General features: G+C 41.6%; 22 protein-coding genes and 1 pseudogene. 6 read left to right on the forward strand and 17 right to left on the reverse strand.

Annotated features, from left to right (window positions below):
- Positions 1–12 precede the first annotated feature (12 nt).
- Positions 13–1,278: a D-amino acid dehydrogenase gene (locus MKL62_RS07995; RefSeq protein WP_002123329.1), complete on the reverse strand. Its 1,266-nt coding sequence runs from the start codon at positions 1,276–1,278 to the stop codon at positions 13–15.
- A gap of 136 nt (positions 1,279–1,414) precedes the next feature.
- On the opposite strand from MKL62_RS07995, the gene MKL62_RS08000 reads away from it, so the two are divergent.
- A complete protein-coding gene (locus tag MKL62_RS08000) occupies positions 1,415–1,882 on the forward strand; it encodes an Lrp/AsnC ligand binding domain-containing protein (RefSeq protein WP_001247568.1) in 468 nt (155 codons plus the stop codon).
- Between the two features lie 40 nt (positions 1,883–1,922).
- Here MKL62_RS08000 and MKL62_RS08005 read toward each other — a convergent pair whose 3' ends face one another.
- Complete coding sequence (locus tag MKL62_RS08005; RefSeq protein WP_002123341.1) at positions 1,923–3,068, reverse strand: acetyltransferase domain-containing protein; 1,146 nt, start codon at positions 3,066–3,068, stop codon at positions 1,923–1,925.
- A 75-nt stretch (positions 3,069–3,143) separates the two neighbouring features.
- Between MKL62_RS08005 and MKL62_RS08010 the strand changes: the two genes are divergently transcribed.
- Positions 3,144–5,243: a TonB-dependent receptor gene (locus tag MKL62_RS08010; protein ID WP_030423784.1), complete on the forward strand. Its 2,100-nt coding sequence runs from the start codon at positions 3,144–3,146 to the stop codon at positions 5,241–5,243.
- Positions 5,244–5,287: 44 nt separating this feature from the next.
- Here the strand turns inward: MKL62_RS08010 and MKL62_RS08015 are convergent, their stop codons facing one another.
- The 4 genes from MKL62_RS08015 to MKL62_RS08030 form a co-directional block, all read right to left on the reverse strand.
- Positions 5,288–5,668 carry a nuclear transport factor 2 family protein gene (locus MKL62_RS08015; RefSeq protein ID WP_000059268.1) on the reverse strand — a complete coding sequence of 127 codons (381 nt, stop codon included), beginning with the start codon at positions 5,666–5,668 and terminating at the stop codon, positions 5,288–5,290.
- A 28-nt stretch (positions 5,669–5,696) separates the two neighbouring features.
- Positions 5,697–6,071 carry a ribonuclease E inhibitor RraB gene (locus MKL62_RS08020; RefSeq protein ID WP_001078193.1) on the reverse strand — a complete coding sequence of 125 codons (375 nt, stop codon included), beginning with the start codon at positions 6,069–6,071 and terminating at the stop codon, positions 5,697–5,699.
- Positions 6,072–6,181: 110 nt separating this feature from the next.
- A complete protein-coding gene (locus tag MKL62_RS08025; protein WP_002123285.1) occupies positions 6,182–6,847 on the reverse strand; it encodes an RluA family pseudouridine synthase in 666 nt (221 codons plus the stop codon).
- 110 nt (positions 6,848–6,957) lie between these two features.
- A complete protein-coding gene (locus tag MKL62_RS08030) occupies positions 6,958–7,659 on the reverse strand; it encodes a DUF1003 domain-containing protein (protein WP_030423785.1) in 702 nt (233 codons plus the stop codon).
- Positions 7,660–8,459: 800 nt separating this feature from the next.
- Here MKL62_RS08030 and MKL62_RS08035 point away from each other — a divergent pair.
- Positions 8,460–9,155, forward strand: coding sequence for an SDR family NAD(P)-dependent oxidoreductase (locus MKL62_RS08035; RefSeq protein WP_004836383.1), 696 nt, complete (start codon positions 8,460–8,462; stop codon positions 9,153–9,155).
- A gap of 121 nt (positions 9,156–9,276) precedes the next feature.
- On the opposite strand, the gene MKL62_RS08040 is transcribed toward MKL62_RS08035, so the two are convergent.
- The 7 genes from MKL62_RS08040 to MKL62_RS08070 all read right to left on the reverse strand — a co-directional run bounded on the left by MKL62_RS08040 (position 9,277) and on the right by MKL62_RS08070 (position 16,889).
- Complete coding sequence (locus tag MKL62_RS08040; protein WP_000447801.1) at positions 9,277–9,852, reverse strand: DUF4126 domain-containing protein; 576 nt, start codon at positions 9,850–9,852, stop codon at positions 9,277–9,279.
- A gap of 123 nt (positions 9,853–9,975) precedes the next feature.
- Positions 9,976–10,110: a zinc ribbon-containing protein gene (locus MKL62_RS08045; protein WP_001983336.1), complete on the reverse strand. Its 135-nt coding sequence runs from the start codon at positions 10,108–10,110 to the stop codon at positions 9,976–9,978.
- Positions 10,111–10,437: 327 nt separating this feature from the next.
- Positions 10,438–11,157, reverse strand: a complete 720-nt coding sequence (locus MKL62_RS08050; RefSeq protein WP_002123357.1) for a hypothetical protein — start codon at positions 11,155–11,157, stop codon at positions 10,438–10,440.
- Positions 11,158–11,282: 125 nt separating this feature from the next.
- Positions 11,283–13,889, reverse strand: coding sequence for a Fe/S-dependent 2-methylisocitrate dehydratase AcnD (gene acnD, locus MKL62_RS08055; protein ID WP_001093589.1), 2,607 nt, complete (start codon positions 13,887–13,889; stop codon positions 11,283–11,285).
- Positions 13,889–15,046, reverse strand: a complete 1,158-nt coding sequence (gene prpC / locus MKL62_RS08060) for a bifunctional 2-methylcitrate synthase/citrate synthase (protein WP_000097515.1) — start codon at positions 15,044–15,046, stop codon at positions 13,889–13,891. The genes acnD and prpC overlap by 1 nt, the downstream gene beginning before the upstream one ends.
- Positions 15,047–15,301: 255 nt before the next feature.
- Positions 15,302–16,186 carry a methylisocitrate lyase gene (prpB, locus tag MKL62_RS08065; protein WP_001118924.1) on the reverse strand — a complete coding sequence of 295 codons (885 nt, stop codon included), beginning with the start codon at positions 16,184–16,186 and terminating at the stop codon, positions 15,302–15,304.
- Positions 16,179–16,889, reverse strand: coding sequence for a GntR family transcriptional regulator (locus MKL62_RS08070; RefSeq protein WP_001153625.1), 711 nt, complete (start codon positions 16,887–16,889; stop codon positions 16,179–16,181). Before MKL62_RS08070 ends, prpB begins: the two co-directional genes overlap by 8 nt.
- Positions 16,890–16,934: 45 nt before the next feature.
- Here MKL62_RS08070 and MKL62_RS08075 point away from each other — a divergent pair.
- A pseudogene (locus MKL62_RS08075) lies at positions 16,935–17,069 on the forward strand (hypothetical protein).
- Between the two features lie 335 nt (positions 17,070–17,404).
- Positions 17,405–18,619 carry an amino acid aminotransferase gene (locus tag MKL62_RS08080; protein WP_000486246.1) on the forward strand — a complete coding sequence of 405 codons (1,215 nt, stop codon included), beginning with the start codon at positions 17,405–17,407 and terminating at the stop codon, positions 18,617–18,619.
- Positions 18,620–18,666: 47 nt separating this feature from the next.
- On the opposite strand, the gene dld is transcribed toward MKL62_RS08080, so the two are convergent.
- The 4 genes from dld to lldP all read right to left on the reverse strand — a co-directional run bounded on the left by dld (position 18,667) and on the right by lldP (position 24,286).
- A complete protein-coding gene (gene dld / locus MKL62_RS08085) occupies positions 18,667–20,373 on the reverse strand; it encodes a D-lactate dehydrogenase (protein WP_030423786.1) in 1,707 nt (568 codons plus the stop codon).
- Positions 20,374–20,698: 325 nt separating this feature from the next.
- On the reverse strand, positions 20,699–21,850 hold the full coding sequence (lldD, locus tag MKL62_RS08090; RefSeq protein WP_000587282.1) for an FMN-dependent L-lactate dehydrogenase LldD: 1,152 nt from the start codon (positions 21,848–21,850) through the stop codon (positions 20,699–20,701).
- Positions 21,847–22,599, reverse strand: coding sequence for a transcriptional regulator LldR (lldR, locus tag MKL62_RS08095; RefSeq protein WP_001222772.1), 753 nt, complete (start codon positions 22,597–22,599; stop codon positions 21,847–21,849). The genes lldD and lldR overlap by 4 nt, the downstream gene beginning before the upstream one ends.
- 19 nt (positions 22,600–22,618) lie before the next feature.
- Positions 22,619–24,286 (reverse strand): L-lactate permease, encoded by a 1,668-nt coding sequence (lldP, locus tag MKL62_RS08100; RefSeq protein WP_011857993.1) that lies wholly within the window; start codon positions 24,284–24,286, stop codon positions 22,619–22,621.
- Positions 24,287–24,654: 368 nt separating this feature from the next.
- Here lldP and MKL62_RS08105 point away from each other — a divergent pair, with 368 nt between their 5' ends.
- Positions 24,655–26,025, forward strand: coding sequence for a phosphohexomutase domain-containing protein (locus MKL62_RS08105; protein ID WP_000209946.1), 1,371 nt, complete (start codon positions 24,655–24,657; stop codon positions 26,023–26,025).
- Positions 26,026–26,036 lie beyond the last annotated feature (11 nt).

The raw sequence follows: 26,036 nt of genomic DNA on the forward strand, positions 1-26,036 counted from the left end.
TCCTAACGTCCGTTAAGCCGCATGTGCGTGTGAATAACGCTGAATTGAAAGACCATCGGTACTGATATCAGTCTTATGATTCAATACGATATCACTGATTAATTTTCCTGAACCGCACGCCATGGTCCAACCTAAAGTGCCATGACCTGTATTCAAAAACAGATTTTTAAAGCGAGTCGCACCAATAATTGGAGTACTGTCTGGTGTCATTGGACGTAAACCTGTCCAGAAAGATGCTTGTTCCATATCACCACCCGGGAACAAGTCTTGAGTCACCATTTGCAAGGTTGCACGGCGGTCTTCGTTTAGACCTAAATTGAAACCACTTAGCTCAGCCATTCCACCTACGCGAATACGTTGGTCAAAACGAGTAATCGCGATTTTGTAAGTTTCATCCAGCACGGTAGATTGTGGAGCAAAAGCAGGGTCAACAATAGGAATCGTCAACGAGTAACCTTTTACAGGATATACAGGCAACTGTAGATCAAGTGGTTTCAAGAAATCACGTGAATAACTACCAAATGCTAGAACATAACGATCTGCGGTTAAGACCTTACCATTGACCTGAACGCCCTTAATTTCATCGCCTTCAACAATCAATTTTTCTACATTCTGGTTAAACTGGAAGTTAACCCCTAACTCTTTGGCAATTTGAGCTAAAGCATTGGTAAATAAATAGCAGTCGCCTGTTTCATCATTTGGTAAGTGTAAACCACCCACGAGTTTATCTTGTGCATTTGCCAAAGCAGGCTCTACACGACCGAGTTCATTAGCATTTAATAATTCGTAGCTTACGCCGCACTCTTCAAGCACGCTAATGTCGCGTTGAACCGCTTCCATTTGTGCTTCTTTACGGAATAGCTGCAAAGTACCTTTGGCGCGGTTTTCGTAGTGAATACCCGTATCTTTTCTGAGTTCACGTAAGCAGTCACGGCTGTATTCAGCTACACGCATCATACGTTCTTTGTTCACAGCATAACTTTGTGGATTACAGTTTTTCAGCATTTGCGCCATCCACTGTAATTGCCACATGCTGCCATCTAAATTAATCGCAAGCGGTGCATGGTGTTGGAACATCCATTTCACAGCTTTAAAAGGAATTCCTGGTGCTGCCCAAGGGGTCGAATACCCAGGCGAAATTTGCCCTGCGTTACCAAAACTTGTTTCTTCAGCAGGACCTGACTGGCGATCGAGAACAGTAACCTCAGCTCCTTGTCGAGCCAGATAATAGGCACTTGCCACTCCAATAACGCCGCTACCTAGTACAATTACGCGCATTTCCATTCCCTCACGCACACCAGTTTATTTCACTAGTATATTTCTGCTTCAATAGTTTATTTCACTGTTTTTCAGGCTATAATCTAGGTAAATTTATGTTTTTCTCGCGAGAATTTTAAAAAAAGAGGAAATATCTATGCGCCCCTTAGATCGTATAGATCGCATGATTCTGGATATTTTGCAGCGTGAAGGACGAATTGCGATTAGTGAATTGGCATCAAGAGTCAACCTATCTACCACCCCTTGTTCAGAGCGTGTAAAGCGCCTTGAGCGCGATGGCATTATCATGGGTTATTACGCACGTCTAAACCCAGCCTACGTTGACCGTAACCTGCTTGTCTTTTTAGAAATCAAGTTATCTGCCAAATCTGGCGATGTATTTGATCAAGTGGCTAGAGACTTAGTTGAGATTCCTGAAGTACTCGAATGTCACCTCATTTCAGGTGAATTTGACTACCTTGTAAAAGCACGTTTAAAAGAAATGAGTGCATATCGTCGCTTGTTAGGAGATCTATTAAAGAAACTCCCAGCTTCGGCATCTTCACACAGTTATGTCGTCATGGAAGAAGTGAAAGAAACTCTATATCTAGATGTAAGCAAGTAAAGCGAGCATTACTGAACTCGCTTTACTCACCTTTTGAAAATTAGAAATATTTTAAAATCGAAATATGCTTGTTTTGATGTTTAAATTTCGAGAACCATTTAACCGCTGGATAGAGTGCAAAAGACAACACAATCGTGATTAACCACAGCATCCACACATGATTGACCGACAAATAGTTTCCGTAGTTAGCTCCCCACACACTGAGTGCCAACACATACATCAGTTTCAACACATATAAGTGCAGTAAATAAAAGAACATCGGCACCGAACCAAACACGACCAATGGTTTTAGAAATGAATATTGCTGCATACGTTCAAAAGCAACGAGCACAAGCAAGCCAATTCCAACATTTAGCAAAATAAACAATAAAGACGGCGGATACTTGGTGAGGTTAAAAAAGCTCATGAGGCTCAGTTGTAATGACTCAAAATGTTGCCACGGCTGGTCACCATAGACATTGATAAAACGTAGTAAAACAAATAACCCGATACTTGCCAAACCAAGACTGAGTAAAGCGCGGCTTCTTTGCTTTGCTATATATTTTGAATTAAAGAACTGACCTAAAACGTAGCCTAATAAAATCACCCCAATCCAAGGTAAAACCGGATAGCTTGTACGAAGCTTGATACCCGCAAACTCAAGCCAGCCACGTTCATGTAAAACGAACCATATATTCTGTAGGATGCCTTGTGAGAAATGCACAGAATCTAGCAAGTTGTGTCCAAAAATAATCACCAACGCTACACCTGCAAGAACAGGCAAAGGCAAACTTACACAACAAGCTAGCACCACCATGCTAATACCAATCGCCCAGATCACTTGTAAATAAATGACTTCGGGTGGAAAAGTTGCTGTCCATGCAAAGTTCACCAGCGTGAGCTCTAGTGCAATCAAAAATAAGCCACGCTTTAATAAAAAAGCACGTGTTTGCTGTAAATCTTGTTTTTTTGACTGAAATAAAAATGCAGAAATACCAGTTAAAAGTACAAAAACCGGAGCACAAATATGGGCCAATAATCGACTGCCAAATAAAGCCGGTTCTGTTACTGTTACGTCCATTGGGTCGGTAACCTGTTTATGTAAATAGAAAGTTTCTCTTACATGGTCGAGCAACATAATGATGATCACCAAACCGCGCAATGCATCAATTGACTGTAAACGTTCAATATTCTTTTCTAAAGACATAGCAGTAATCAACAAAATAATGTAACGTTATACTATTACATTTAATTCCTTTTGTCTTTTTATGGCTGATTATTTATGCGACACAAATTAGGATTGTTGTCTTCGTTAGGTCTATCATTTATATCGACACTCACTTGGGGAGAGGAAACGTCAACGGTACTTGAGACCATACGGGTTCAGGCTGAAAGTACTCGAGAAGATGTGAGCCAAAATAGCTCGGCAACTAAATTTACTCACGATGTTTTAGATGTCCCTTTTAACCGTGCTTATCTTTCTAAACAAATAATGGAACAGCAAGACGTGCAACGGATTGATGATGCATTAACTTTAGTCAGTGGGGTTTTTCATCAAAATAGTTTTGGTGGTGGTTTTTGGGATAACTACTCATTTCGTGGCTTTAGTACCGATCCCAATTTAGGTGCGGCTATGATCCGTAACGGTTTGAGTGTTAACCGAGGAATTAGCGCTCCAAAAGATGTCGTAAATATTGAATCTTTAGAATTTTTAAAAGGACCAATGGCGGCGCTATATGGTCGCGGCGAAACAGGAGGTTTACTGAACCTCAACAGTAAAAAACCACAGTGGGAAAGCGAAAGTGAACTTAACCTACGTGCCAATACCCAAGAACAATATCGCATAAGTCTGGAGCATACTGCCCCTATTAACGATGAACTGGCCTATCGTTTAGCAGTGGCTCACGAAGATAATCAAAGCTTCCGTGATCATGTCAGCAGTGAACACTGGTTCTTTTCACCGCAGCTCACATGGAAAATTTCAGACCAAACGCAACTCGACTTTGATAGTGAATTTACAGAACATAAAGGAACCTTTGACCGCGGTGTCAGCACAGTCAATCACCAGTTTGTGATGGACCCGAAAACCTTTACAGGTGAGCCTGACGATGGTGATCTGAAAATAAAAGATTACTTTTACCAATTACGTCTGAGTCACGAGTTTAACCCTGACTGGAAACTAAATAGTGCGGTCAGTTATAAAGATGCACAAATGGTCGGCTTTGCAACCGAACCTCGTCGTATGCAAGCCGATGGCCGTACTTTAGAGCGCCAACGCCGCTATCGTGATTATACAAGTGAAGATGTGCTGGCTCAGACTGAGTTACTTGGCAAGATTGATACCTCATGGGCTCGTCATGAAATTTTACTTTCAACCGAGCTTGGTCAACTCGACTACAAACAAAACCAGCTTCGTCGCAACCATGATTCAAACTCATCTACTACAGTAAACACAATTGATATTTACCAACCTGAATATGGCAAATATTTACCGAATCTCACTCCGTTTACCGACACCAAAGAGCGCCAGCGTTACTTCGCGCTTAATGTACAAGATCAGATCTTTTTCAATGACCAGTGGAGTGTGCTATTTGGTAACCGTTTTGATCAAGTCGAACAAGACTTTAAAAATCACCTGACTCAAACTGAAAGCAACCAGACACTTCACCAGAATAGTCCACGTTTCGGAGTAAATTTTAAAGCCTCTGAGCAATGGGCGTTTTATAGCAACTATGGCCGCTCATTTGCCATGAATAGTAGTATGAACCGAAATGGACAGACCTTCGCTCCTGAAAAAGGCGAAAGCTATGAAGTCGGTACCAAATATAAAATAAACGACCAAAGTGTGCTGAGCCTCGCTTTGTTTGAAATGAAAAAACGAAATGTACTCACAACTGACCCAATCGACAGTAACTTTCAAACCGCCGCAGGCGAAGTGAGTAGTAAAGGAGTTGAATTTGACTTAAATAGCCAGATCAATGACCGCTGGTTCGTTAATGCCAACTATAGTTATACCGATGCTCAAATTGAAAAAGACCAAGACTTGGCAAAAGGCGCTCGTCTAAGCAATGTTCCAAAACACCAAGGCTCCGTAAGCACCAATTATGAGTTTCTACAAGACGGTGCAAGAAAAGCGGGTGTAGGTGCCAACCTTACCTATGTCGGTGAGCGCAGCGGACATAATCTTGATAATGGCTTTAACTTACCGAGTTATACGCTGGTCAATTTAAATGGCTACTATGCACCATCTGAACGTTTACGCTATCAGCTGAATGTAAATAACCTATTTGATAAGACCTACTATGTCTCAAGCTATAGCGATTTATGGGTTCAACCGGGTGAACCATTGAACGCCTCAATTTCGGCACAGTGGAAGTTTTAATTTATCTATAAAATAAAAAAGCCCGAATAGTTTCGGGCTTTTCACTAAAACATACCATTTTCATTAACGAGTGGATCGGGCTGTATTTGCCCAATATCCCAAAACTCCGCAATTTTTCCATTTTCAAAACGGCATATATGAACCACAGCTAAAATTGTTAGCTTGTCATTCATTTGCATTTCCAGTTTCGAATGTACTGCAACTAAAGCACCATCCTCAATGACATGCTGAACTTCAAGAACTTTGTTTGGAGTTTCAATTGCACTTTCACGCATCCCTTCCTTCAAAGAAGTCTTATCACCAGCATAATAAGGATTGTGATGCTTAAAGTTTGGGGCGGTGTAATTGCCGTAGGCTTCATCGACCTCGCCAGCGGCAGCAAGCTCTAAAAAACGTACCGCAATTTCTTTTTGAGATAAGCTCATTGTAGAACCTCCCGGCTATATTTAGGCTTTACTGTAAAATGTCATCTTCTTCTTCGTCGAAGACATAAGCCATGCAGCCCCACCCATCATATTCGCCGTTAAATTGCTCAGCGATTGTCGAAAACCACTGCTCCAGATCAACAATATCTGAATACTCTGGTTCCATCGTAACAAAGATGGTAATGATCCATTCATTCGGTTCAACGGAATCATCTTGGAAAAGAGAAATTTTTTGCTCTTGATAGAGTAAATGCATCGCGCATTGCTCTGCATTTTGTTGATCTTGAAATGCAATTGAAAATTCAATTTCATGAAGCTCGGTTAAATCATCCCCGTCTTCAACCATTTGCCAAAGTACATTGCCGTTATCATCATCTGGAAATTGTTCGTAATCGCGGTTCATTAGATTGTCCTTGTTGTTGCTCTATTTGTATTATTCGGCATTAAGAATAACCGACTTTTATTGCAGTTTGGATATGTATTCAGTTGCGAATTGCATCAAATTTTAATTTTTTAAAAAGGCACTTGTGACTCAATCACCACATCTGTTCCCTTCAAAGGATGTTGAAAAGCAAGATATGCAGCGTGTAAAGCCATACGATTCAAATGAAATCGTTTAGGTTCAGGATGATATAACTTGTCCCCCATAATCGGATGCCCAATATGCATCATATGTACACGTAACTGGTGCGAACGCCCTGTCACAGGTTCCAGCAACACACGACTTTGATCTGTTGTTTCATCATAAACCAATGGTTGAAACAACGTTTTAGCATGTTTGCCTAATTCAAAATGTACCATTTGTCTTGGGCGATTTTCCCAGTCAGTAATGAGTGGAGCTTCAACACTGCCCTCTTGTTTTACTTGGCCTTGTACCAAAGCAATATAATGTTTTTTGACTGTTCTAGCCTGAAACATTTTACTTACCGCAACTTCTGCATCGCGATGCTTGGCAAACATAAGTAAACCTGAGGTTGCCATATCTAAACGGTGCGTAACCTTTGCTAAAGGGAACTTTTCTAGCACCCTTAAATACGCACTGTCATGATGTTCAGGTAACCGGCCCATGACCGACAACAAACCCGCAGGTTTATCAACCACAATTAAATCGTCATCTTCAAATAAAATTGAAAGCGGATCTTGTGGTGGAACGTAAACAAAGTTGTCGTTTAAAGGCATAGTCGTGAAACAGCAAGGGAGCATGGCGGCAAATCATAAAGAAATTTCAGACCTACCGCAAAATAATCTATAGCGCCCTACTTATGTTCCACGTGAAACTCAGAAAATCTTTATCGTTTTTTATTCATTTCAGCTAAAAGATCGAGCTGAATTTCTTGAATATGTGCAAGTCTTTCCCACTGATGCGATAAAAGATGGTCCATTTTTTCATGCAAATGGCGAATCTCAAGCTCGGCTTTTAAATTAATTTGATAGTCATGTTGCGAACGTAAACGGTCTTTTGCTTCTTGACGGTTTTGACTCATCATAATAATAGGTGCTTGAATTGCAGCTAAACATGACAACACTAAATTCAGCAAAATAAAAGGATAAGGGTCGACGGGACGGACCACCATCACAACCGTATTTAAAACAATCCACCCCGTTAAAAATAAAGCAAAACAAATAAGAAAAGCCCAGCTACCACCAAATGATGCGATTTTATCTGCCAGTTTTTCTCCAAACGTCCAGTTTTGATCAAAATCTGACTCTGTATTTCGGCTAATTAATTCATGCCGTTGCATATTGCCAATTACTTCATTTTCTAGGTTAGATAACTCACCCTTTTCCGAACGTAATAGCGACTGCACATATTTAATTCGATAATCTGCCAGATCGGCCCGACAAATAAAGCTTGAGTAACTCCAATCTGGATGGTCTTTTAAAATTTCATCACTAATCACGTTACGGATGACTTCACCAGATACTAAATCTTTTAAAGGAAAGCTCTTTCCACATACGGCGCATTGGCGACACTGATTTTTATTCTCCATATTATCCAGCTCGCAATTGATCATAAGATTAGTATATAAACGATTTTGGTTGATCACATCGTAAATAAAAATAGCGCTCTAACCTAAAATCTGTAAAGTCGCTGAAACTATTTTTCGGTGGGCAGAAATCACAGGCTTCATATAATGAGATTTAAATGTCAGGAGTAGCGCAGAAAGATTAGGCTTATTCATAAATTATATTCTTGTAAAATATCATTTTTATTATTGAGAATTTTTTAGGGTGTCAAGGGAAAACATCTATGGTTTACTTCAACAATCATAACTTTGTAAGTTATAACCTTGTGCCTATAAACTTTTGATCTATAGCGTCCTAAGCCGAATCGAGACCTTTTGGGTGAGTACACACTAACGTTATACATTTCGGTGCATGCTACTCTTTTCGATCCCTATCACACCCTTGAGATATAGTTTAGCCAGCAGCCTGCGGGATTGTTTTTCTAAGAAAAGCGAATTTTTATTATTTTTGGGAATTTTTACGCCATTATGCAAATTTAAAAGAATATATTCCCATTTACCTATAATTAATTAAATTTAAATTCCACTTTATTTGTATTTTTCGGTTTATTTTACCAGTAAAAAATTTGTAGACTAAATTGAGAACTCTTTCATCAGTCTATGTTTAGCCGAATAAATCATGTAAAGCCGACTTCTTAATCCCGCTTTTAAGTATTTTTATTCTTTGCGTACTATTCTTAGAGATAACTTTTGCGCTTGAATACATTATAAAAACATATTATAAATTATTTCTAACCAAATGATTGGTTTTTTGGAACTTTATAATGAACAACAATATTATAATTTTTGGTTATGGAACAGGTATTTCCAAAGCCGTAGCACATAAGTTTGGTAAAGAAGGCTATAAAATCGGGTTAGTGGCACGAAACGCCCAAAAACTTGAAAAGGCTATTCTAGAACTTAAGGCACAAGGTATTGAAGCTTACGCTTTTGCATGTGATTTAGCTGTTCTTGAAGATATACCAAATCTTATTAAACGTATTAAAGATCAATTAGGAGAGATTAAAAATATTCATTGGAATGCTTTCCATGATATTGAAGGCAATATTTTAGAAACCCCTCCACTAGAACTTACCAAAAGTTTTCATATTCGCGTGTCGAGCTATATTGCGACGGTACAGGCTTGTCTAGGTGATTTAGAGAAAAACCACGGTAGCATTTTATCGACAAACGGAATTTTTGCTTTCGATGCAGTGGGCATCGACTTGGTTGCCAAAGAGTATTCATCGTTAGCAACTACTGCTGCCGCTCAATACAAAACCACCAACTTGCTTGCCCATAGTCTTGCTGACTCAAATGTTTATGTGAGCCAAGTGATTGTAAATGGTTTCGTAGATGGCAGACCTGAAGCCAAAGATAAAACCTACACGGTACACCCAGAAACAGTTGCGGAGCAGTTCTGGTACTTACACCAGAACTCATACAGGAACAGGATGTTCCGGAACATAAAACAACAATAATACGTTCAAGCACCAGGAGCGTGAGATACGACAGGAGTCATATCTAATCACCAAATACAAGAAAGCCCGACAGGATGTCGGGCTTTTTTTATGGTCATTTAAAAATGATATTTACACTCACCTATAGCGGGGTATGTGCCTGTTCTTGCTTTTTAAGGCGAATCCAACGCACCACCCAAATAACCGCAATCAGTACCACTATTGCAACAAGCGCAGGCACCAACATAGCTGAAACTGAAAGTAAGATTGCTCCAATCCACTCCCCTGTTGCAACGATAAAATTACCCAAGCCACCCGTGGTTGCAGTTGAAACACCACGTGCAGCAACGGTACTCATTTGCACCACACCTGCCGTACCACCACCAACAATAATGGCTGCTGCCCAACTGGCAAACTGAGACATTTCTCCACTACTGACCGCCATTGTCGCTAACGTACCCGCGATCATCGCCGCAGGGGTTGCGACTGTGTCTAAGGCATTATCGACCCACGGGATATAGTAAGCTGCGACTTCACACACCGTTGCCACACCTAAAGCCAAACACACCGATGGCAGAGCTAACCACTCAAAGCCTTTTGATGGCTCAAACCAGCCCATCATGGTGGCAATGCTCATAACCAATAGCGGTACAAACACGCGAAAACCGCAGGCAGCGCTCAGGCCCACACCAATACATAAACCCAATATCGTTTCCATAACGGTTTCCTTCTTTATGCCCATCACGGGTCTTGTTATGTAAGTCTTATTTTTAAATTAACAAAAAGCCCCATCTGGTGACAGGGCTTTTTGTTAAATGCAAACGCAAATATTATTTCATTCTTAACGTTTAAATTGCGTGCAGTAGCATTTTGTGCAAGGTGGTAAAGGGTCGGTATTAATTTCTAAAAACACTCTATGTCCGCACTGAGCACAGAAATAGAAGCCTGTTCCAGGTTTTTCGCCAGCTGTTACCATGATTACATTCCTATAATCGTATATATATTAAACAGGAATATAACCCAGTTAGAGTGAATGTCAATTGTCCATTTCGCCCGATGATGATGGCATAAATGCAAAAAATGTTATTTGTACGATTTATCTTACACAGATTTAGGGATTTAGCGGATTGGCTACCCTCTGCTTTTTTTCTAATATGAACTCATACAGGAACAGGATGTTCCGGAACATAAAACAACAATAATAGGTTCATGCATCAGGATCGTGAGATACGACAGGAGTCATATCTAGCAACCAAATACGAAAAAGCCCGACAGGATGTCGGGCTTTTTTTTATGTAATAACTTATGTATTCGCTGAATCTATAAGACCAATTTTCTTTAGCATCATTTTACCAAGTGGTGTGACAAATCTATAAGAAACCTCAGGTACTCCCTGATGATTAAATTTCGGTAAACCAGTATTCTTATCAATTCGATAATTTGATCGAATAAGTCCTAATCTCTCTAAATGTGATTTATAGCTCTCCTGAATATCCTTTTTCTCTAATATATTTTCATCTGCACCTATATAAGTTGCTATTGGTTCTATAACATTTTGATGTTGTTGACGAAATTCTTCATCACCATCAAAGGTGGGATGTAAAAAAAAGCGCAGCCAAATCACTTCTTGATCGTTAAGCTCACCTAATAATTTTAAAATATACTTACTATCTGCATAATTTTTTTCTTCATCTGATATACCATTTGCTACTACGTTTGCAATATATTCTCTTCTTTCGTTAGAGAGTGATCTCGATGCCTGAACAAATCCCTCTTCAATCAGATCTATAGCCAATTCATTCTGTTTAGCAATTTCTAATAAATCAGAATTAATTTTCTGAACCTTTGTATCCAATATTTTTATATATTTTACTAATCTATCCATTCGTTGATCAGGAATAATAGCTCCTACAACCTCTGAAAGGATCGAACCAAATCCTGGTATCAAACCTGCAATAGCCTTATAAGTTGCAACTCTATGATCTAAAAAACTTGCATTTAAATTATTATCTTTTTCTGTCATGTTCATCCCTCAATATACCCACTTCTAATTATTTATGCCTTTTAAGGTTTACTAGTTCCCATAAAAAACCCCATCATCAAGATAAGGCTTTTTAGAATAAATTTCAATCAATTACAGACTAAATGTTAAGCCACCTGACCTTCTAAAAAGTCTTGTGCAAAACGCTGTAATACACCGCCCGCTTCATATACAGAAACTTCTTCTTCTGTATCTAAACGGCAAGTCACAGGTACTTCAAGAATCTCTTCTTTACCATCCGCTGTGGCACGTTCAATCACTAAAGTTAAAGTCGAACGCGGCGCAATATTACCAATCACGCTATAAAGCTCTGTACCATCTAGCTTCAAAGTTTTGCGGTTTACACCCGGTTTAAACTCAAGTGGTAACACGCCCATACCCACCAAGTTAGTACGGTGAATACGCTCAAAACCTTCTGCCACAATCGCTTCAACACCTGCAAGGCGCACACCTTTTGCAGCCCAGTCACGGCTTGAACCCTGACCGTAGTCAGCACCAGCAATAATAATTAACGGTTGCTTACGGTTCATGTAGGTTTCAATTGCTTCCCACATGCGCATCACTTCGCCTTCTGGCTCTACACGCGCTTTTGAACCTTGCTTAATGGTACCGTCTGAACGGCGAACCATTTCGTTATACAGTTTCGGGTTTGCAAATGTTGCACGTTGTGCAGTCAAATGGTCACCGCGGTGCGTTGCGTATGAGTTGAAGTCTTCTTCTGGTACGCCCATTTTGTGAAGGTATTCACCCGCAGCCGAGTCCATCAGAATCGCGTTTGAAGGCGACAAGTGGTCGGTCGTGATGTTGTCACCCAAAATCGCAAGCGGACGCATATTCGCCAAAGTACGTGGTGCAGCCAACGCCCCTTCCCAATATGGTGGACGGCGGATGTAAGTACTTTGCGGACGCCAGTCGTAAAGTGGGCTCTTCGCTTGTTCAACTTCGCCCAAGTCAAACATTGGAATGTAGACTTTACGGAACTGTTCAGGCTTCACGGCTTGCTTAACTAACGCATCAATTTCAGCGTCAGATGGCCAGATGTCTTTGAGGTAAATCGGGTTACCTTCTTTGTCATAACCTAACGCATCTTTTTCGATATCAAAACGAATCGTACCTGCAATTGCATATGCCACAACAAGCGGTGGAGATGCCAAGAATGCTTGTTTTGCATATGGATGGATACGGCCATCGAAGTTACGGTTACCAGAGAGTACTGCGGTTGCGTACAAGTCACGGTCAATAATTTCTTGCTGGATAGCAGGATCTAACGCACCAGACATACCGTTACACGTTGTACAAGCGTAAGCCACAATACCAAAACCAAGTTTCTCTAAGTCTTTTAGAACACCTGCTTCTTCAAGGTAAAGTGCAGCCGCTTTTGAACCCGGTGCAAATGATGATTTCACCCAAGGTTTACGAACCAAACCAAGTTCATTCGCTTTACGTGCCAACAAACCTGCCGCCACGGTGTTACGTGGGTTAGAGGTGTTGGTACATGAAGTAATTGCAGCAATAATGATTGCGCCATCTGGCATTAAGCCATCAGAACGGTTTTCAACAACACCCGCAATACCTTTTTCTTTTAAGTCCGCAGTTGAAACACGTGCATGTGGATTTGATGGACCAGCAATGTTACGTGTGACTGTCGATAGATCAAAACGTAGTACACGTGGGTACTCTGCTTTGGTCATTTCAGATGCCCAAAGGCCAATTTCTTTTGCGTACTGTTCAACCAATGCCACTTGAGCATCTTCACGGCCTGTTAGGCGTAAGTAGTCGATTGTGTTTTGGTCGATATAGAACATCGCAGCCGTAGCGCCATATTCTGGTGTCATGTTCGAAATGGTTGCACGGTCACCCACAGACATGCTGTCAGCGCCTTCACCAAAGAACTCAAGGTAAGCACCAACCACACGCTCTTTACGCAAGAATTCAGTTAGAGCCAACACGATATCTGTTGCAGTAATGCCTGCCTGACGTTGACCAACCAACTCAACACCAATAATGTCTGGCAGACGCATCCAAGATGCACGGCCCAACATTACGTTTTCAGCTTCTAAACCGCCAACACCCACAGAAATTACGCCCAAAGCGTCTGTATGTGGTGTATGTGAGTCTGTACCGACACATGTGTCTGGGAATGCTACGCCATCACGTGCCTGAATCACCGGAGACATTTTCTCTAGGTTAATCTGGTGCATAATACCGTTCCCCGCAGGGATCACATCGACATTTTTAAATGCAGTTTTGGTCCACTCAATAAAGTGGAAACGGTCTTCGTTACGGCGGTCTTCAACAGCACGGTTTTTTGCAAAAGCGTCTGGGTCAGCACCACCATATTCCACTGCTAAAGAGTGGTCAACAATGAGCTGTGTTGGTACAACTGGGTTAACCTTAGATGGGTCGCCGCCCTTCTCAGCAATCGCATCACGCAAACCTGCAAGGTCAACCAATGCAGTTTGTCCCAAGATGTCATGACACACCACGCGTGCAGGATACCAAGGAAAGTCCAAGTCCTGACGGCGTTCAATCAACTGCGTTAAATAAGCAGTTAAGTTCTCGGCATCGGCACGGCGTACCAATTGCTCAGCGAGTACTTTAGAGGTGTAAGGCAGTTTTTCATATGCGCCTGGCTGAATATCTTCAACGGCTTGACGCACGTCGTAGTATTCAAGCTGGGTACCTGCCAGCGGTTTACGGTATTTTGTGTTCATTAACCACGCTCCGCCAATGGTTTAAATTCGAGGTTTTCAGGGCCTGTGTAGTTCGCGCTTGGACGAATGATTTTGCCGTCTTGGCGTTGTTCAATCACGTGTGCTGACCAACCTGCTGTACGTGCAATTACGAATAACGGTGTGAACATTGCAGTTGGAACACCCATTAAGTGATAGCTTACTGCACTGAACCAATCGAGGTTCGGGAACATGTTTTTCACTTCTTTCATCACTGCTTCTAAACGCTCAGCGATGAGGTACATTTTGGTGTTCTCTTGCGCTTGTGCTAAGTCATGCGCCACTTTCTTGATCACTTCGTTACGTGGGTCAGAAACTGTATATACAGGGTGACCAAATCCGATTACGACTTCTTTATTTTCAACACGTTTACGGATGTCAGCTTCTGCTTCGTCTGGATTGTCGTAACGTTGTTGAATCACGAATGCAACTTCGTTTGCACCACCGTGCTTAGGTCCGCGAAGTGCACCAATACCGCCTGTAATTGCCGAGTACATGTCAGAACCTGTACCTGCAACCACGCGTGACGTAAATGTAGATGCGTTGAACTCATGCTCAGCATACAAAATAAGTGATGTATGCATCGCTTGAATCCACTCTTCACATGGTTTTTCGCCATGAAGTAAGTGCAAGAAATGCGCTGCAATTGAGTCGTCATCTGTTTCAACTTCAATGCGACGACCGTTGTTGCTGAAGTGATACCAATAAAGCAGCATTGAACCTAAGCTTGCCATTAATTTGTCAGCAATGTCTTTTGCGCCAGCTTCGTTGTGGTCTTCATGTTCTGGAGTTAAACAACCTAGAACTGAAACACCAGTACGCATCACATCCATTGGGTGTGCAGATGGTGGTAATTGCTCAAGTGCAGTTTTAAGTGCTGCCGGTAAACCACGAAGTGCTTTTAATTTTGCTTTATATGCTTTGAGTTCAGCTTTGTTTGGTAATTTGCCATGTACGAGCAAGTGAGCAACTTCTTCAAACTCGCTACCTGCCGCAAGGTCAAGAATGTCATAGCCACGATAGTGCAAGTCGTTACCACTACGTCCTACGGTACAAAGTGCTGTGTTGCCTGCAACTTGTCCGCTAAGTGCAACTGATTTTTTTGGTTTGAAGCCTGTTGTTGTTTCATTTGAGCTCATAGAATCATCCTTTATATCAACCAGAATTTGTTGTTTGTTCAATTTTTACTTGGGTGAAAACGCGACAGCGTCTTGCCGAGTTCTCATCCAATTTTTGGATTAACCTGCCGTTCGCCTTACTTTTCACGGATGAAAAGTAAGCAAAAATCCTTGTTGGTCTGACGATATATCCCTATATCGCAGTCCAACGTAGCGGCATCCATGCCGCCCTCACGATAGCCAAGACCATCGCTTCCCCTTCTTTTAAAAGAGAGCTTATTTCTTTTTAGCAAATGCGTTGTCTAAGTAGTCTTCAAACGCGTAGTAGTTAATGCGTTCATATAACTCTTTACGCGTTTGCATAATATCAACCACGTTCTTTTGCGTGCCTTCTTTACGCAAGGTTTCATACACAGTTTCGGCTGCCTTGTTCATGGCACGGAAAGCAGAAAGCGGATAAAGCGCAAGGCTTACATCAGCAGATGCCAACTCTTCAGTGGTAAACAGTGGTGTAGAGCCAAACTCGGTAATGTTTGCCAAAATTGGTACGCCTGTCTTCTGAGCAAATTGCTTGTACATATCAAGCTCGGTAATTGCTTCAGGGAACAACATGTCTGCACCTGCCTCAATGTAGGCACCCGCACGGTCAATGGCAGCTTGTAAGCCTTCAACCGCTAACGCATCAGTACGCGCCATAATCACGAAGCTGTCATCACCACGCGCATCAACCGCAGCTTTAATACGGTCAACCATTTCTTCTTGAGTCACAATGGCTTTGTTCGGACGGTGACCACAACGTTTTGCACCCACTTGGTCTTCAATGTGCATTGCCGCAGCACCAAACTTGATAAGTGATTTCGTAGTACGTGCAATGTTAAATGCAGAAGCACCAAAACCTGTGTCAGCATCGACCAATAATGGAAGATCACATACATCAGTAATACGGCGTACGTCAGTCAACACATCATCAAGGTTACTGATTCCTAAATCAGGTAAGCCTAAAGAACCAGCTGCTACACCACCACCTGATAAGTAAATCGCTTTATAACCTGCACGTTTTGCCAAAAGTGCATGATTGGCATTGATGGTTCCAACCACTTGTAATGGCTTTTCTTGGGCTACGGCATCGCGAAATAGCTGACCTGCGGATTGTTTAGCCATTGTTATGTTCTCCTTGTGCTTGTAGCAGTGTTTGCTCAATAATTTTGTAAGAAGCATTGATATGTCGATGCATGAGCAGCTCGGCAAGTTCACCATCGCCTTCTGCAATTGCATCTAAAATACGGATATGTTCGTCCCAAGCTTTGCTTGGTCGATCGGGTGTGTTTGAAAACTGAATTCGGTACATACGGATGAGATGATAAAGCTCATCACATAGCATTTTTTCTAGGGTTTTATTGCCACTACTTTTGATAATGCAGTAGTGAAAATCGTCCTGCCCTTCTTGCAAGTAATATCCCTTACCTGCTTTAAAGTTTTCATCTTCAGCATGCATACGCAAGACATCACGTAGCGCCAGAATTTGCTTTTTATCAATATGCTGTGCCGCAAGTTTGCAAGCTAAACCTTCTAATGACGCACGAATCTGGTAAAGCTCTTTAAACTGTTGCAGTGAGAGCGAAACCACGCGCGCGCCCACATGTGCAGTACGCTCAACTAAACGTTGCCCTTCAAGGCGATGAATCGCTTCACGCAATGGCCCACGGCTAATGCCGTAAGTGCGCGCCAGTTCAGGCTCGGAAATCTTGCTACCTGCCGGAATTTGACCCAAAACAATCGCCGTCTGTATTTGCTTAAATACATGCTCGGTCAGTGTTCTTCCCTGACTTTGTAGTGGCTCTGGTGCGAAGGTCAAATCTTGCATATTGTCGACAATTTTTAATCAATTATGAGTTTTATAGCGGTATGAATGAAAAAAATCAAGGTGATTGTTGACACTTGACAGAACGCATCAGGTCAATTTTTATCGTTCGGCCTGTTACCTCACCTTATATTTAAACCATTAAACCACTTGTCAATTAATATATATAAAACAGTTACTTAATATTAATTTACCTATAGATTTATGGCACTTTTTTAGTTGCTTTTCGGCCTCTAATCTTTTGTTTCAAACTTTAGTCTACAACCAATGTATTACAGCAAGATTGTAGACAATCTGCTTGAATGAAAGCATGAGTTAGAAATTAGTTTCTATTTACCGTAATTTCTTTTAAATCTTTTTATCATTTTCATCCAGAAAATATCGATATTAGTGAAATTATCAGGTGCTTCACGGTAGCTTTATTGATACATTATTGAGCATCGACATAGTTGTAGCGTATTTTTCGAGACAGAAAAAACCCAGCACTATGCATATTGTTGAATGAAAGGACTTTTTTGATGTTTCAACATATCCCCCCATACGCAGGCGATCCAATTCTCTCTTTAATGGAACAGTTCAATGCTGATACTCGTTCTGAAAAAGTAAACTTGAGTATTGGTCTTTATTATAACGAAGACAGCATTGTTCCTCAGTTAGAGACCATTATCGAGGCGCAAAAGCGTATTGAGCCTAAGAACGGTAAAACCAAACTTTATTTGCCAATGGAAGGCTTCAAACCTTACCGTGAAGCCATTCAAGCACTTTTATTTGGTGCAAACAGCCCAGCAGTTAAAGCTGGCCGTGCTGTAACCATCCAAACGCTTGGTGGTTCAGGTGCATTGAAAGTTGGTGCAGATTTCTTAAAAACTTATTTCCCAAATTCTGACGTTTGGGTAAGCCAACCAACTTGGGACAACCACGTTGCGATTTTCAATGGCGCTGGCATTAAGACTCATTTCTACCCATATTTCGATGCAGAAACGCGTGGTGTAGATTTTGACGGTATGCTTTCTACACTTAAAACTTTGCCTGAGCAAAGCATTGTGTTGTTGCACCCATGCTGCCATAACCCAACGGGTGCTGATTTAAACCCAGCGCAATGGGACCAAGTAATTGCAGTATTAAAAGACCGTAACCTTATTCCATTCCTAGACATCGCTTACCAAGGTTTTGGTGACGGTATGGAAGAAGATGCGTATGCAATCCGTGCTTTAGACCAAGCGGGTCTAAACTTCATTGTGAGCAACTCGTTCTCTAAAATCTTCTCTTTATATGGCGAACGTGTTGGCGGCTTAACTTTCGTATGTGACGATGCAGAAGCTGCTCAGTGCACATTCGGTCAGTTAAAAGCGACTGTACGCCGTATTTACTCTAGCCCTCCTACAACAGGTGCTTGGTTAGTTGATGAAGTGTTAAATGACGCTGAACTTAACCAACAATGGCAAGGTGAAGTAAAAGAGATGCGTGAGCGTATTATCAAAATGCGTAGCATCTTGAAAGATGAACTTACTAAAGCATTACCAGACCGTGACTTTAGCTACCTTGTAAACCAAAAAGGTATGTTCAGCTACACAGGTTTAACTGCTGAGCAAGTTGATATCTTACGTGAAGAATATGCAATCTACTTAGTACGTAGTGGTCGTATTTGTGTAGCAGGGTTAAACATGAACAATGTTTACACTGTTGCTAAAGCGATGGCTGAAGTGCTTGCTAAATCAGTAGAAGCAGCATAAATCATCTATTAAAAAAGGCGCTTCGGCGCCTTTTTTATGTCTCGATATTAAGATTTAGCCTTACCCCAATATTTCAGTTTTGAGGTATGGCCAATACCCACATTAAAGCTATTGGTTGGGTCGAGCTTTTGATAGAAATTGGCTAATGCAGGTTTGGCAATGTAAAGGTGCCCAACATTATGCTCTGCGGGATATTCAGCACGACGCGCATCAAGTAATTTCCACATTTGATGTTCCATTTCTAAAGGGTCATTGCCCTTTTTAAGAATATAGTCTTGATGGAACACATGACAAAAGAAATGCCCATAATAGAGTTTATGGATGATTTTCTTTTCCATCTCGGCTGGTAGTTGCTCTACCCATTCGCGGTCATTACGACGTAGCGCAATATCAAGCGCTACAATATCTTCAACTTCACTACGGTGCGTATCACGATAACGAATTGCCGCCCCTGCAATCGCAAAACGGTGTAAGAACGCCTTTCGCCCCTCTTCTTCGCTACATACGAAATAGTTGCCTGACTGATGCACTGCAAAATATTCTTTTAAAAACTGCTCGGTCTGAGCTTTTGAATTATTTTCGACACGTAAAACCAAATGGTGCTCATAACGATCTCGATATTCGGTCATACGCTTAGGCAAATGACTCGGTAAAAAGAAGGTAATCGCCTGTAAAATCTGGTCTGTTAAACCTTTAATTTTAAATTTTTCTAAAAAGCCATCGACTTTGTCTTTCATCGCAAAGGCTTTTGGAACATTGGCTGTACCAAACTTTTCAATAAATAAGAAGGTGTCTTTTCCGTACTTTTCACCAATCAAATAAGCATCACGGTGAATATATTCGCCCGCAATTGGCAAGCTTGGCAGTGAGGTCAGTAAGTAGCGACGAATAGCCGTTAAATCATCGGCATCATTACTACCAATATAAAAAACACTGCTCTCTACTTTTTCATAGGTATCAAGGCGTACAGCAAACACACAGACTTTACCTGCCGAACCTGATGCTTCAAACAATCGTGACGGGTCTGCATTAAAACGAGCAGGCGTATCTTCATCGACTTGAGTCACATCGTGGGCATAACGATGGTCAGACGCCTGTTTTTCACTGTCATCTAAAATATCTATAGCTTGGTATTGTTGCTTCTCTAAACGCGTCAAAATTTCTTCGGGTGTCGAGCCTAAATTCACCCCTAAATGGTTCACCAGTTCTAACTGACCAGCAGCATTGACCTGAGCATATAACGCCAGTTCCGTATACGCAGGACCACGGCGTACCAGTGCACCACCAGAGTTATTACACACACCACCAAGTACCGAAGCACCAATACAAGATGAACCAATCACCGAATGAGGTTCACGATTATAGCCTTTTAAAATTTGCTCTAAATTATCTAAGGTCGCACCCGGTAAACAAATGACTTGCTTGCCGTCATGGATGACTTGAATACCCTTTAAACGGCGGGTACTCATAACCAAAACAGGACGATCATAGTCATCGCCATACGGAGTTGAACCACCGGTGAGTCCTGTATTTGCTGCCTGCATAATCACAATACAGTCCGCCTCAATTGCAGCCTGCAACACTTGCCATTGCTCTAGCAAAGTCCCTGGTACAACCACTGCAAGCACTTTCCCCTCACCAAAACGACGACCTTGACGGTACTGACGCGTACTTTGATCATCGGTCAAAACATAAGAACGCCCTACAATATTTTGTAAGCGTTCGATCACTGCTTGAGGAGAAAATGTTTGCATGATGGTTTCCTTTTGGTCATCCATACCACATAGTTTTTTTAAATTTAGAGAAACACAATGGGGTCTTACAGAGAAAAGTTCGATGTAAGCAGCTCATTGACGCTTAGCACCAGCAGCTAATCTCTAGGTATTAGATTTAATGCAAATTGGCTACGCGTTGGCGGCATGGATGCCGCCTGTTGAGCAACCGTACAAGGAAGTACTGTTTGCTCAACAAAAGGTTTTTGGTTACTTTTGACCTTTCAAAAGTGACAAATGCCTATACGTAAAACATCAGCAAATCACCAAATTTTGAGGCTGTGCTTATTGCTTTACTTACTATGTCTTAAAGTCCTTGTTTAATCGCCTGTACTAAACAATCCGCATTAATATCTGAAATCGACTTAGCACCCGTGAGCGTCATCGCAACACGCATTTCCTTATCAATTAAATCAAGTAAGTTCGACACACCTTGTCCACCTGCTGCTGCCAAGGCATAAACAAACGCACGGCCAAGTAAAACCGTATCCGCACCAAGCGCCAACATGCGCACCACGTCTAAACCATTACGAATGCCTGAGTCAGCCAAAATTGCTAAGTCACCTTTTACTGCATCAGCAATTGCAGGCAATGCACGAGCAGAAGACATCACGCCATCTAACTGACGACCACCATGATTTGATACCACAATGCCATCTGCACCAAAACGCACAGCATCTTTGGCATCTTCAGGATCTAAAATACCTTTAATCACCATTGGGCCATCCCAAAACTCACGAATCCACTCAAGGTCTTTCCATGAAATGGATGGGTCAAAGTTCGAGCCTAACCAACCAATATAATCTTCAAGCCCAGTCGGCTTACCTAAATATTTAGAGATATTTCCCAAGTCGTGCGGACGTCCCATTAAGCCCACATTCCATGACCAGTGCGGATGAAACACTGACTGCATATAACGGCGCATCGCAGCATTTGGCCCACTCATACCCGAATGGGCATCACGATAACGTGCACCCGGCACAGGCATATCTACGGTAAACACCAGTGTTGAACAACCTGCCGCTTTTGCACGTTCCAAAGCATTACGCATAAAACCGCGGTCACGTAACACATAAAGCTGGAACCACATCGGACGGTTAATTGCAGGTGCAACTTCCTCAATCGGGCAAACAGAAACCGTTGAAAGCGTAAATGGAATACCTTTTTTATCGGCTGCCATTGCGGCTTGTACTTCACCACGGCGTGCATACATACCTGTTAAACCCACAGGCGCCAAGGCAACTGGCATCGACAGCGTTTCATTAAACAGTTTTGTCTCTAAACTCAACGCGGACATGTCATTCAGCACACGCTGACGCAATGCAATTTCTGACAAATCTTGTACGTTACGCTTTAAGGTATATTCCGCATACGCTCCACCATCAATATAGTGAAATAAAAATGGGGGTAAGCGACGTTGTGCCGCAGCACGATAATCATTGCCAGAAGAAATAATCATTTTGAATCAACTCTATTTAAACGGTTTGCACGTTTCTGGCGAGCTTCGTCTTCATCCAGAGAACGCACATGATTAATCACAAATTCAATATGACCGCAGACAGCTTGGCGTGCGGCCTCGGGGTCTTTACGATCAATAGCATCCATCACCTGAAAATGCTGCTCGCTGAGCAAGTCACCATTTACGGGGTCGTTATAAACTTTTTTACGCCCTAACAAGACGTTGTATTGCAGCAAATCAAATAGACTTCGCATCATTTGAATCAGCACCACATTGTGGGAGGCTTCTGCAATCGCCAAGTGGAATTCAGCATCCGCGACCGCAGCCTGTGCTGAGTCACCCGCATTTTGATGGCGACTAATTTCATTAAAATAATGATGAATTTTGGCGCGATCTTCTGGGGTCGAACGTAATGCGGCATACCATGCCGTCCCCCCTTCAAGCACCAAACGCGCCTCTTGCACATCAAAACGGTATAAAGGATCTTCTTCAATCAGGTTGCTGATTGGGTTCACAATCAGTTGCTGTGGCCATTGTTCAGGTAACTGCTGAATATAAGTTCCATCGCCACGGCGACTAATCAGTACACCTTGACTATTGAGCTGTTGAATTGCTTCACGTAAGGATGGACGAGAAACTCCTAAGCTAGTTGCAAGCTGGCGCTCGGCAGGCAAACGATCACCTTTTTTCATGTGACGCTCTTCAATTAATGCCTGCAATTTCATGACCACTTGATCGGAGATTCTCATCGCGTTTCCTTCACTGGAGTTATGGAATCATCCACGGAACCAGATAAGCCTGAACCGTAATAATGATGCCAACAAAGACAGTGAATATGATGCTATGTTTTACCGTGAAACGGAACAAGTCAGACTCTTTTCCAACTAACCCTACTGCGGCACAAGCAATCGCAATCGACTGTGGCGAAATCATTTTACCTGTCACACCACCACTGGTATTGGCAGCAACCAATAACACTTCCGGAATACCAATTTGCTGAGCTGTAGTTGCCTGTAGTGCCGAGAACAAAGCATTTGAAGAAGTGTCTGAACCAGTAAGGAACACACCAAGCCAACCCAAAAATGGCGAGAAGAAAGTAAACGCATGACCCGTATGCGATAGAGCCAGAGCCAAAGTTGCAGATAAACCGGAATAGTTCGCAATAAAAGCAAACGCCAACACCATACCAATCGAGTAAATCGGTGTTTTTAACTCATTGAGCGTTTCACCGAAGGTTGTTACTGCCTCACTTGCTTTCATTTTTAAGAAAATAACTGTGATGATCGCAGCAATAAAAATTGCAGTACCTGTTGCAGAGAACCAGTCAAACTTATAAATCGCTTCGTATGGTTTCATCTCGGACACAATCGGTGGCATTTTCTCGACCAATTTGTGTAAATACGGCACTTCAAGTTTAAAAATCCAGTGTTCAAGAGCACCATCTTTTGCAAATAATGCTTTAAATGGCTTAACGCTCCAAATCGTGACCATTACCGTTAAAATAGCAAATGGAGACCATGCCTTTGCAATTTTCCCAATACTATAACGTTGAACTGTTGTAGGTTGCTGAGTCAAAGTCTGACCCGCTTCAGGTTCAAAACGGAAAATATGTTTTGGTTTCCAAACACGGAATAACAACGTCAGGCTGACCAATGAAGCAATTGCTGCGGTAATGTCTGGTAACTCAGGGCCAATAAAGTTAGAGGTGAGATACTGAGCAATCGCAAAAGCACCACCACCGACCAATACCGCAGGCCAAGTTTCCTTAACACCACGCCAGCCATCCATAATCGCCATAATCCAGAACAGCACAATAATGGTTAAAAAAGGCAACTGACGACCCACCATCTGGCTAATTTCCATAGTGTCTACACCGGAAACCTGCCCTGCCACAATAATTGGAATACCCATTGCACCGAATGCAACTGGTGCTGTATTTACAATTAAACATAAACCAGCAGCGTAAAGTGGCTTAAACCCTAAACCGACAAGTAGTGCAGCGGTAATTGCGACAGGAGCACCAAAGCCCGCAGCTCCTTCAAGGAAAGTACCAAATGCAAAACCAACGAGTAACATTTGCAGACGTTGGTCTTCGGTAATAGATAGAATGCTTGAGCGGATAACTTCAAACTGGCCTGTTTTTACCGAAATCTTGTATAGAAAAACTGCCCCAATAATGATCCATGAAATTGGCCATAGACCGTAGAAGAAACCGTAAATGATTGATGCAAAGGCCATTTGACCCGGCATTTGATAGAAAAAGAGTGCAATCAGTAATGCAATAATAACTGTGCCCGTACCCGCGATACTGCCTTTTAAACGAAAAACAGCCAAGGCCAAAAAGAAGAAAATAATCGGGATTAATGCAACCGCACTAGACAGCCAAATATTATTTAAAGGGTCATAAAGTTGTTGCCACATATTGAGCATTGTCATCTCCTTGAAATGCCGGGGCGAATTTTTGTACCTTAAAATCTCAACATTTACACAAATTGGTATGACCAATTAAAAATTTAAATGCAAATGCTATTCCTTAAACCACATGCTGCATCATAAACACAGTTATTGGTAAAATCAATGATTAAATAATTATCACAATTGGTATGACCAATAGGGACAAGAAAAATCAAGCCATTTCTCATCTATAATTTTTTTTATTCGACTAAAGTCGTAAAAAGCTTCCTTATAAACTTAAATATGACCTACAGAAATGAAGTATTTGAATATAAAAACTATAAACGTACCAATTTGATGATCTATGTATAATGTGCACACAACTCAAACCACATGTATTGAATTGAATAATGACTACTTTAACGTGTTTTAAAGCTTATGATATCCGAGGCAAACTCGGCACCGAATTGAATGAAGAAATCGCCTATAAAATTGGCCGCGCTTACGGACAAATCTATAAACCAAAGACTGTGGTTGTAGGTTGTGATATTCGTCTAAGCAGTGAGGCTTTAAAACAAGCGACCATACGCGGTTTAAATGATGCGGGTGTGAATGTGCTTGATTTAGGCATGACGGGTACTGAAGAAGTGTACTTTGCCGCTTTTCATTTAGACGTACAAGGTGGTATAGAAGTAACTGCGAGTCATAACCCAATGGACTATAACGGTATGAAATTGGTTCGAGAAAATGCTCGTCCAATTAGTGCCGATACTGGTTTAAAAGAAATTCAGGCTTTAGCAGAGACCAATAACTTTGAAGAAGTTAGCCAAAAAGGTGCAACACAAAGCTATAACATTTTGCCTGAGTTCGTTGACCATCTACTGACTTATATTGAACCTACAAAAATCCGTCCATTAAAGTTAGTGGTAAACGCGGGTAATGGTGCAGCTGGTCATGTGATTGATGCTATTGAAGAAAAATTTAAAGCGCTTAATGTACCGGTTGAATTTATTAAAATTCATCATGAAGCAGATGGTACTTTCCCAAATGGCATCCCTAACCCAATTTTAATTGAAAACCGTGACAGTACCCGAAATGCTGTTCTTGAGCATAAAGCAGATATGGGTATTGCATGGGACGGCGACTTTGACCGCTGTTTCTTGTTCGATGAAAAAGGACAATTCATTGAGGGCTACTATATTGTCGGCCTATTGGCTCAAGCTTTCTTAATCAAACAGTCAGGCGAAAAAATTGTGCATGATCCACGTTTAGTGTGGAACACATTTGATATCGTCGACGAATATAAAGGTGTTGCTGTACAGTCGAAATCGGGGCATGCATTTATTAAAGATGTTATGCGTGAACACAATGCCGTATACGGCGGTGAAATGAGTGCCCATCACTATTTCCGTGACTTTGCTTACTGCGATAGCGGTATGATTCCGTGGTTACTTACTGTTGCCCTACTCTCTGAAACAGGACAATCACTTTCAACACTCGTTGAAAATATGATTACCAAGTTTCCTTGTAGTGGTGAAATCAACTTTAAAGTAGCTGATACACAAATCACTATTCAAAAAATTTTTGATTTCTATGCTGCTCAAAACCCGGAAATTGACCGTACCGATGGTGTAAGCCTCGACTTTGGCGCATGGCGTTTTAATGTCCGTGCTTCAAATACTGAACCGTTATTACGCCTCAACATTGAAAGCCGTGCAGACCGTCAAGCTCAGCCAATGCAATATTATGTAGATGAGTTGACGAGTTTAATTCAGTCTTAATAGAACTCATA

This window comes from Acinetobacter sp. AOR01_HL (assembly GCF_027855455.1).
Classification (GTDB): domain Bacteria; phylum Pseudomonadota; class Gammaproteobacteria; order Pseudomonadales; family Moraxellaceae; genus Acinetobacter; species Acinetobacter baumannii.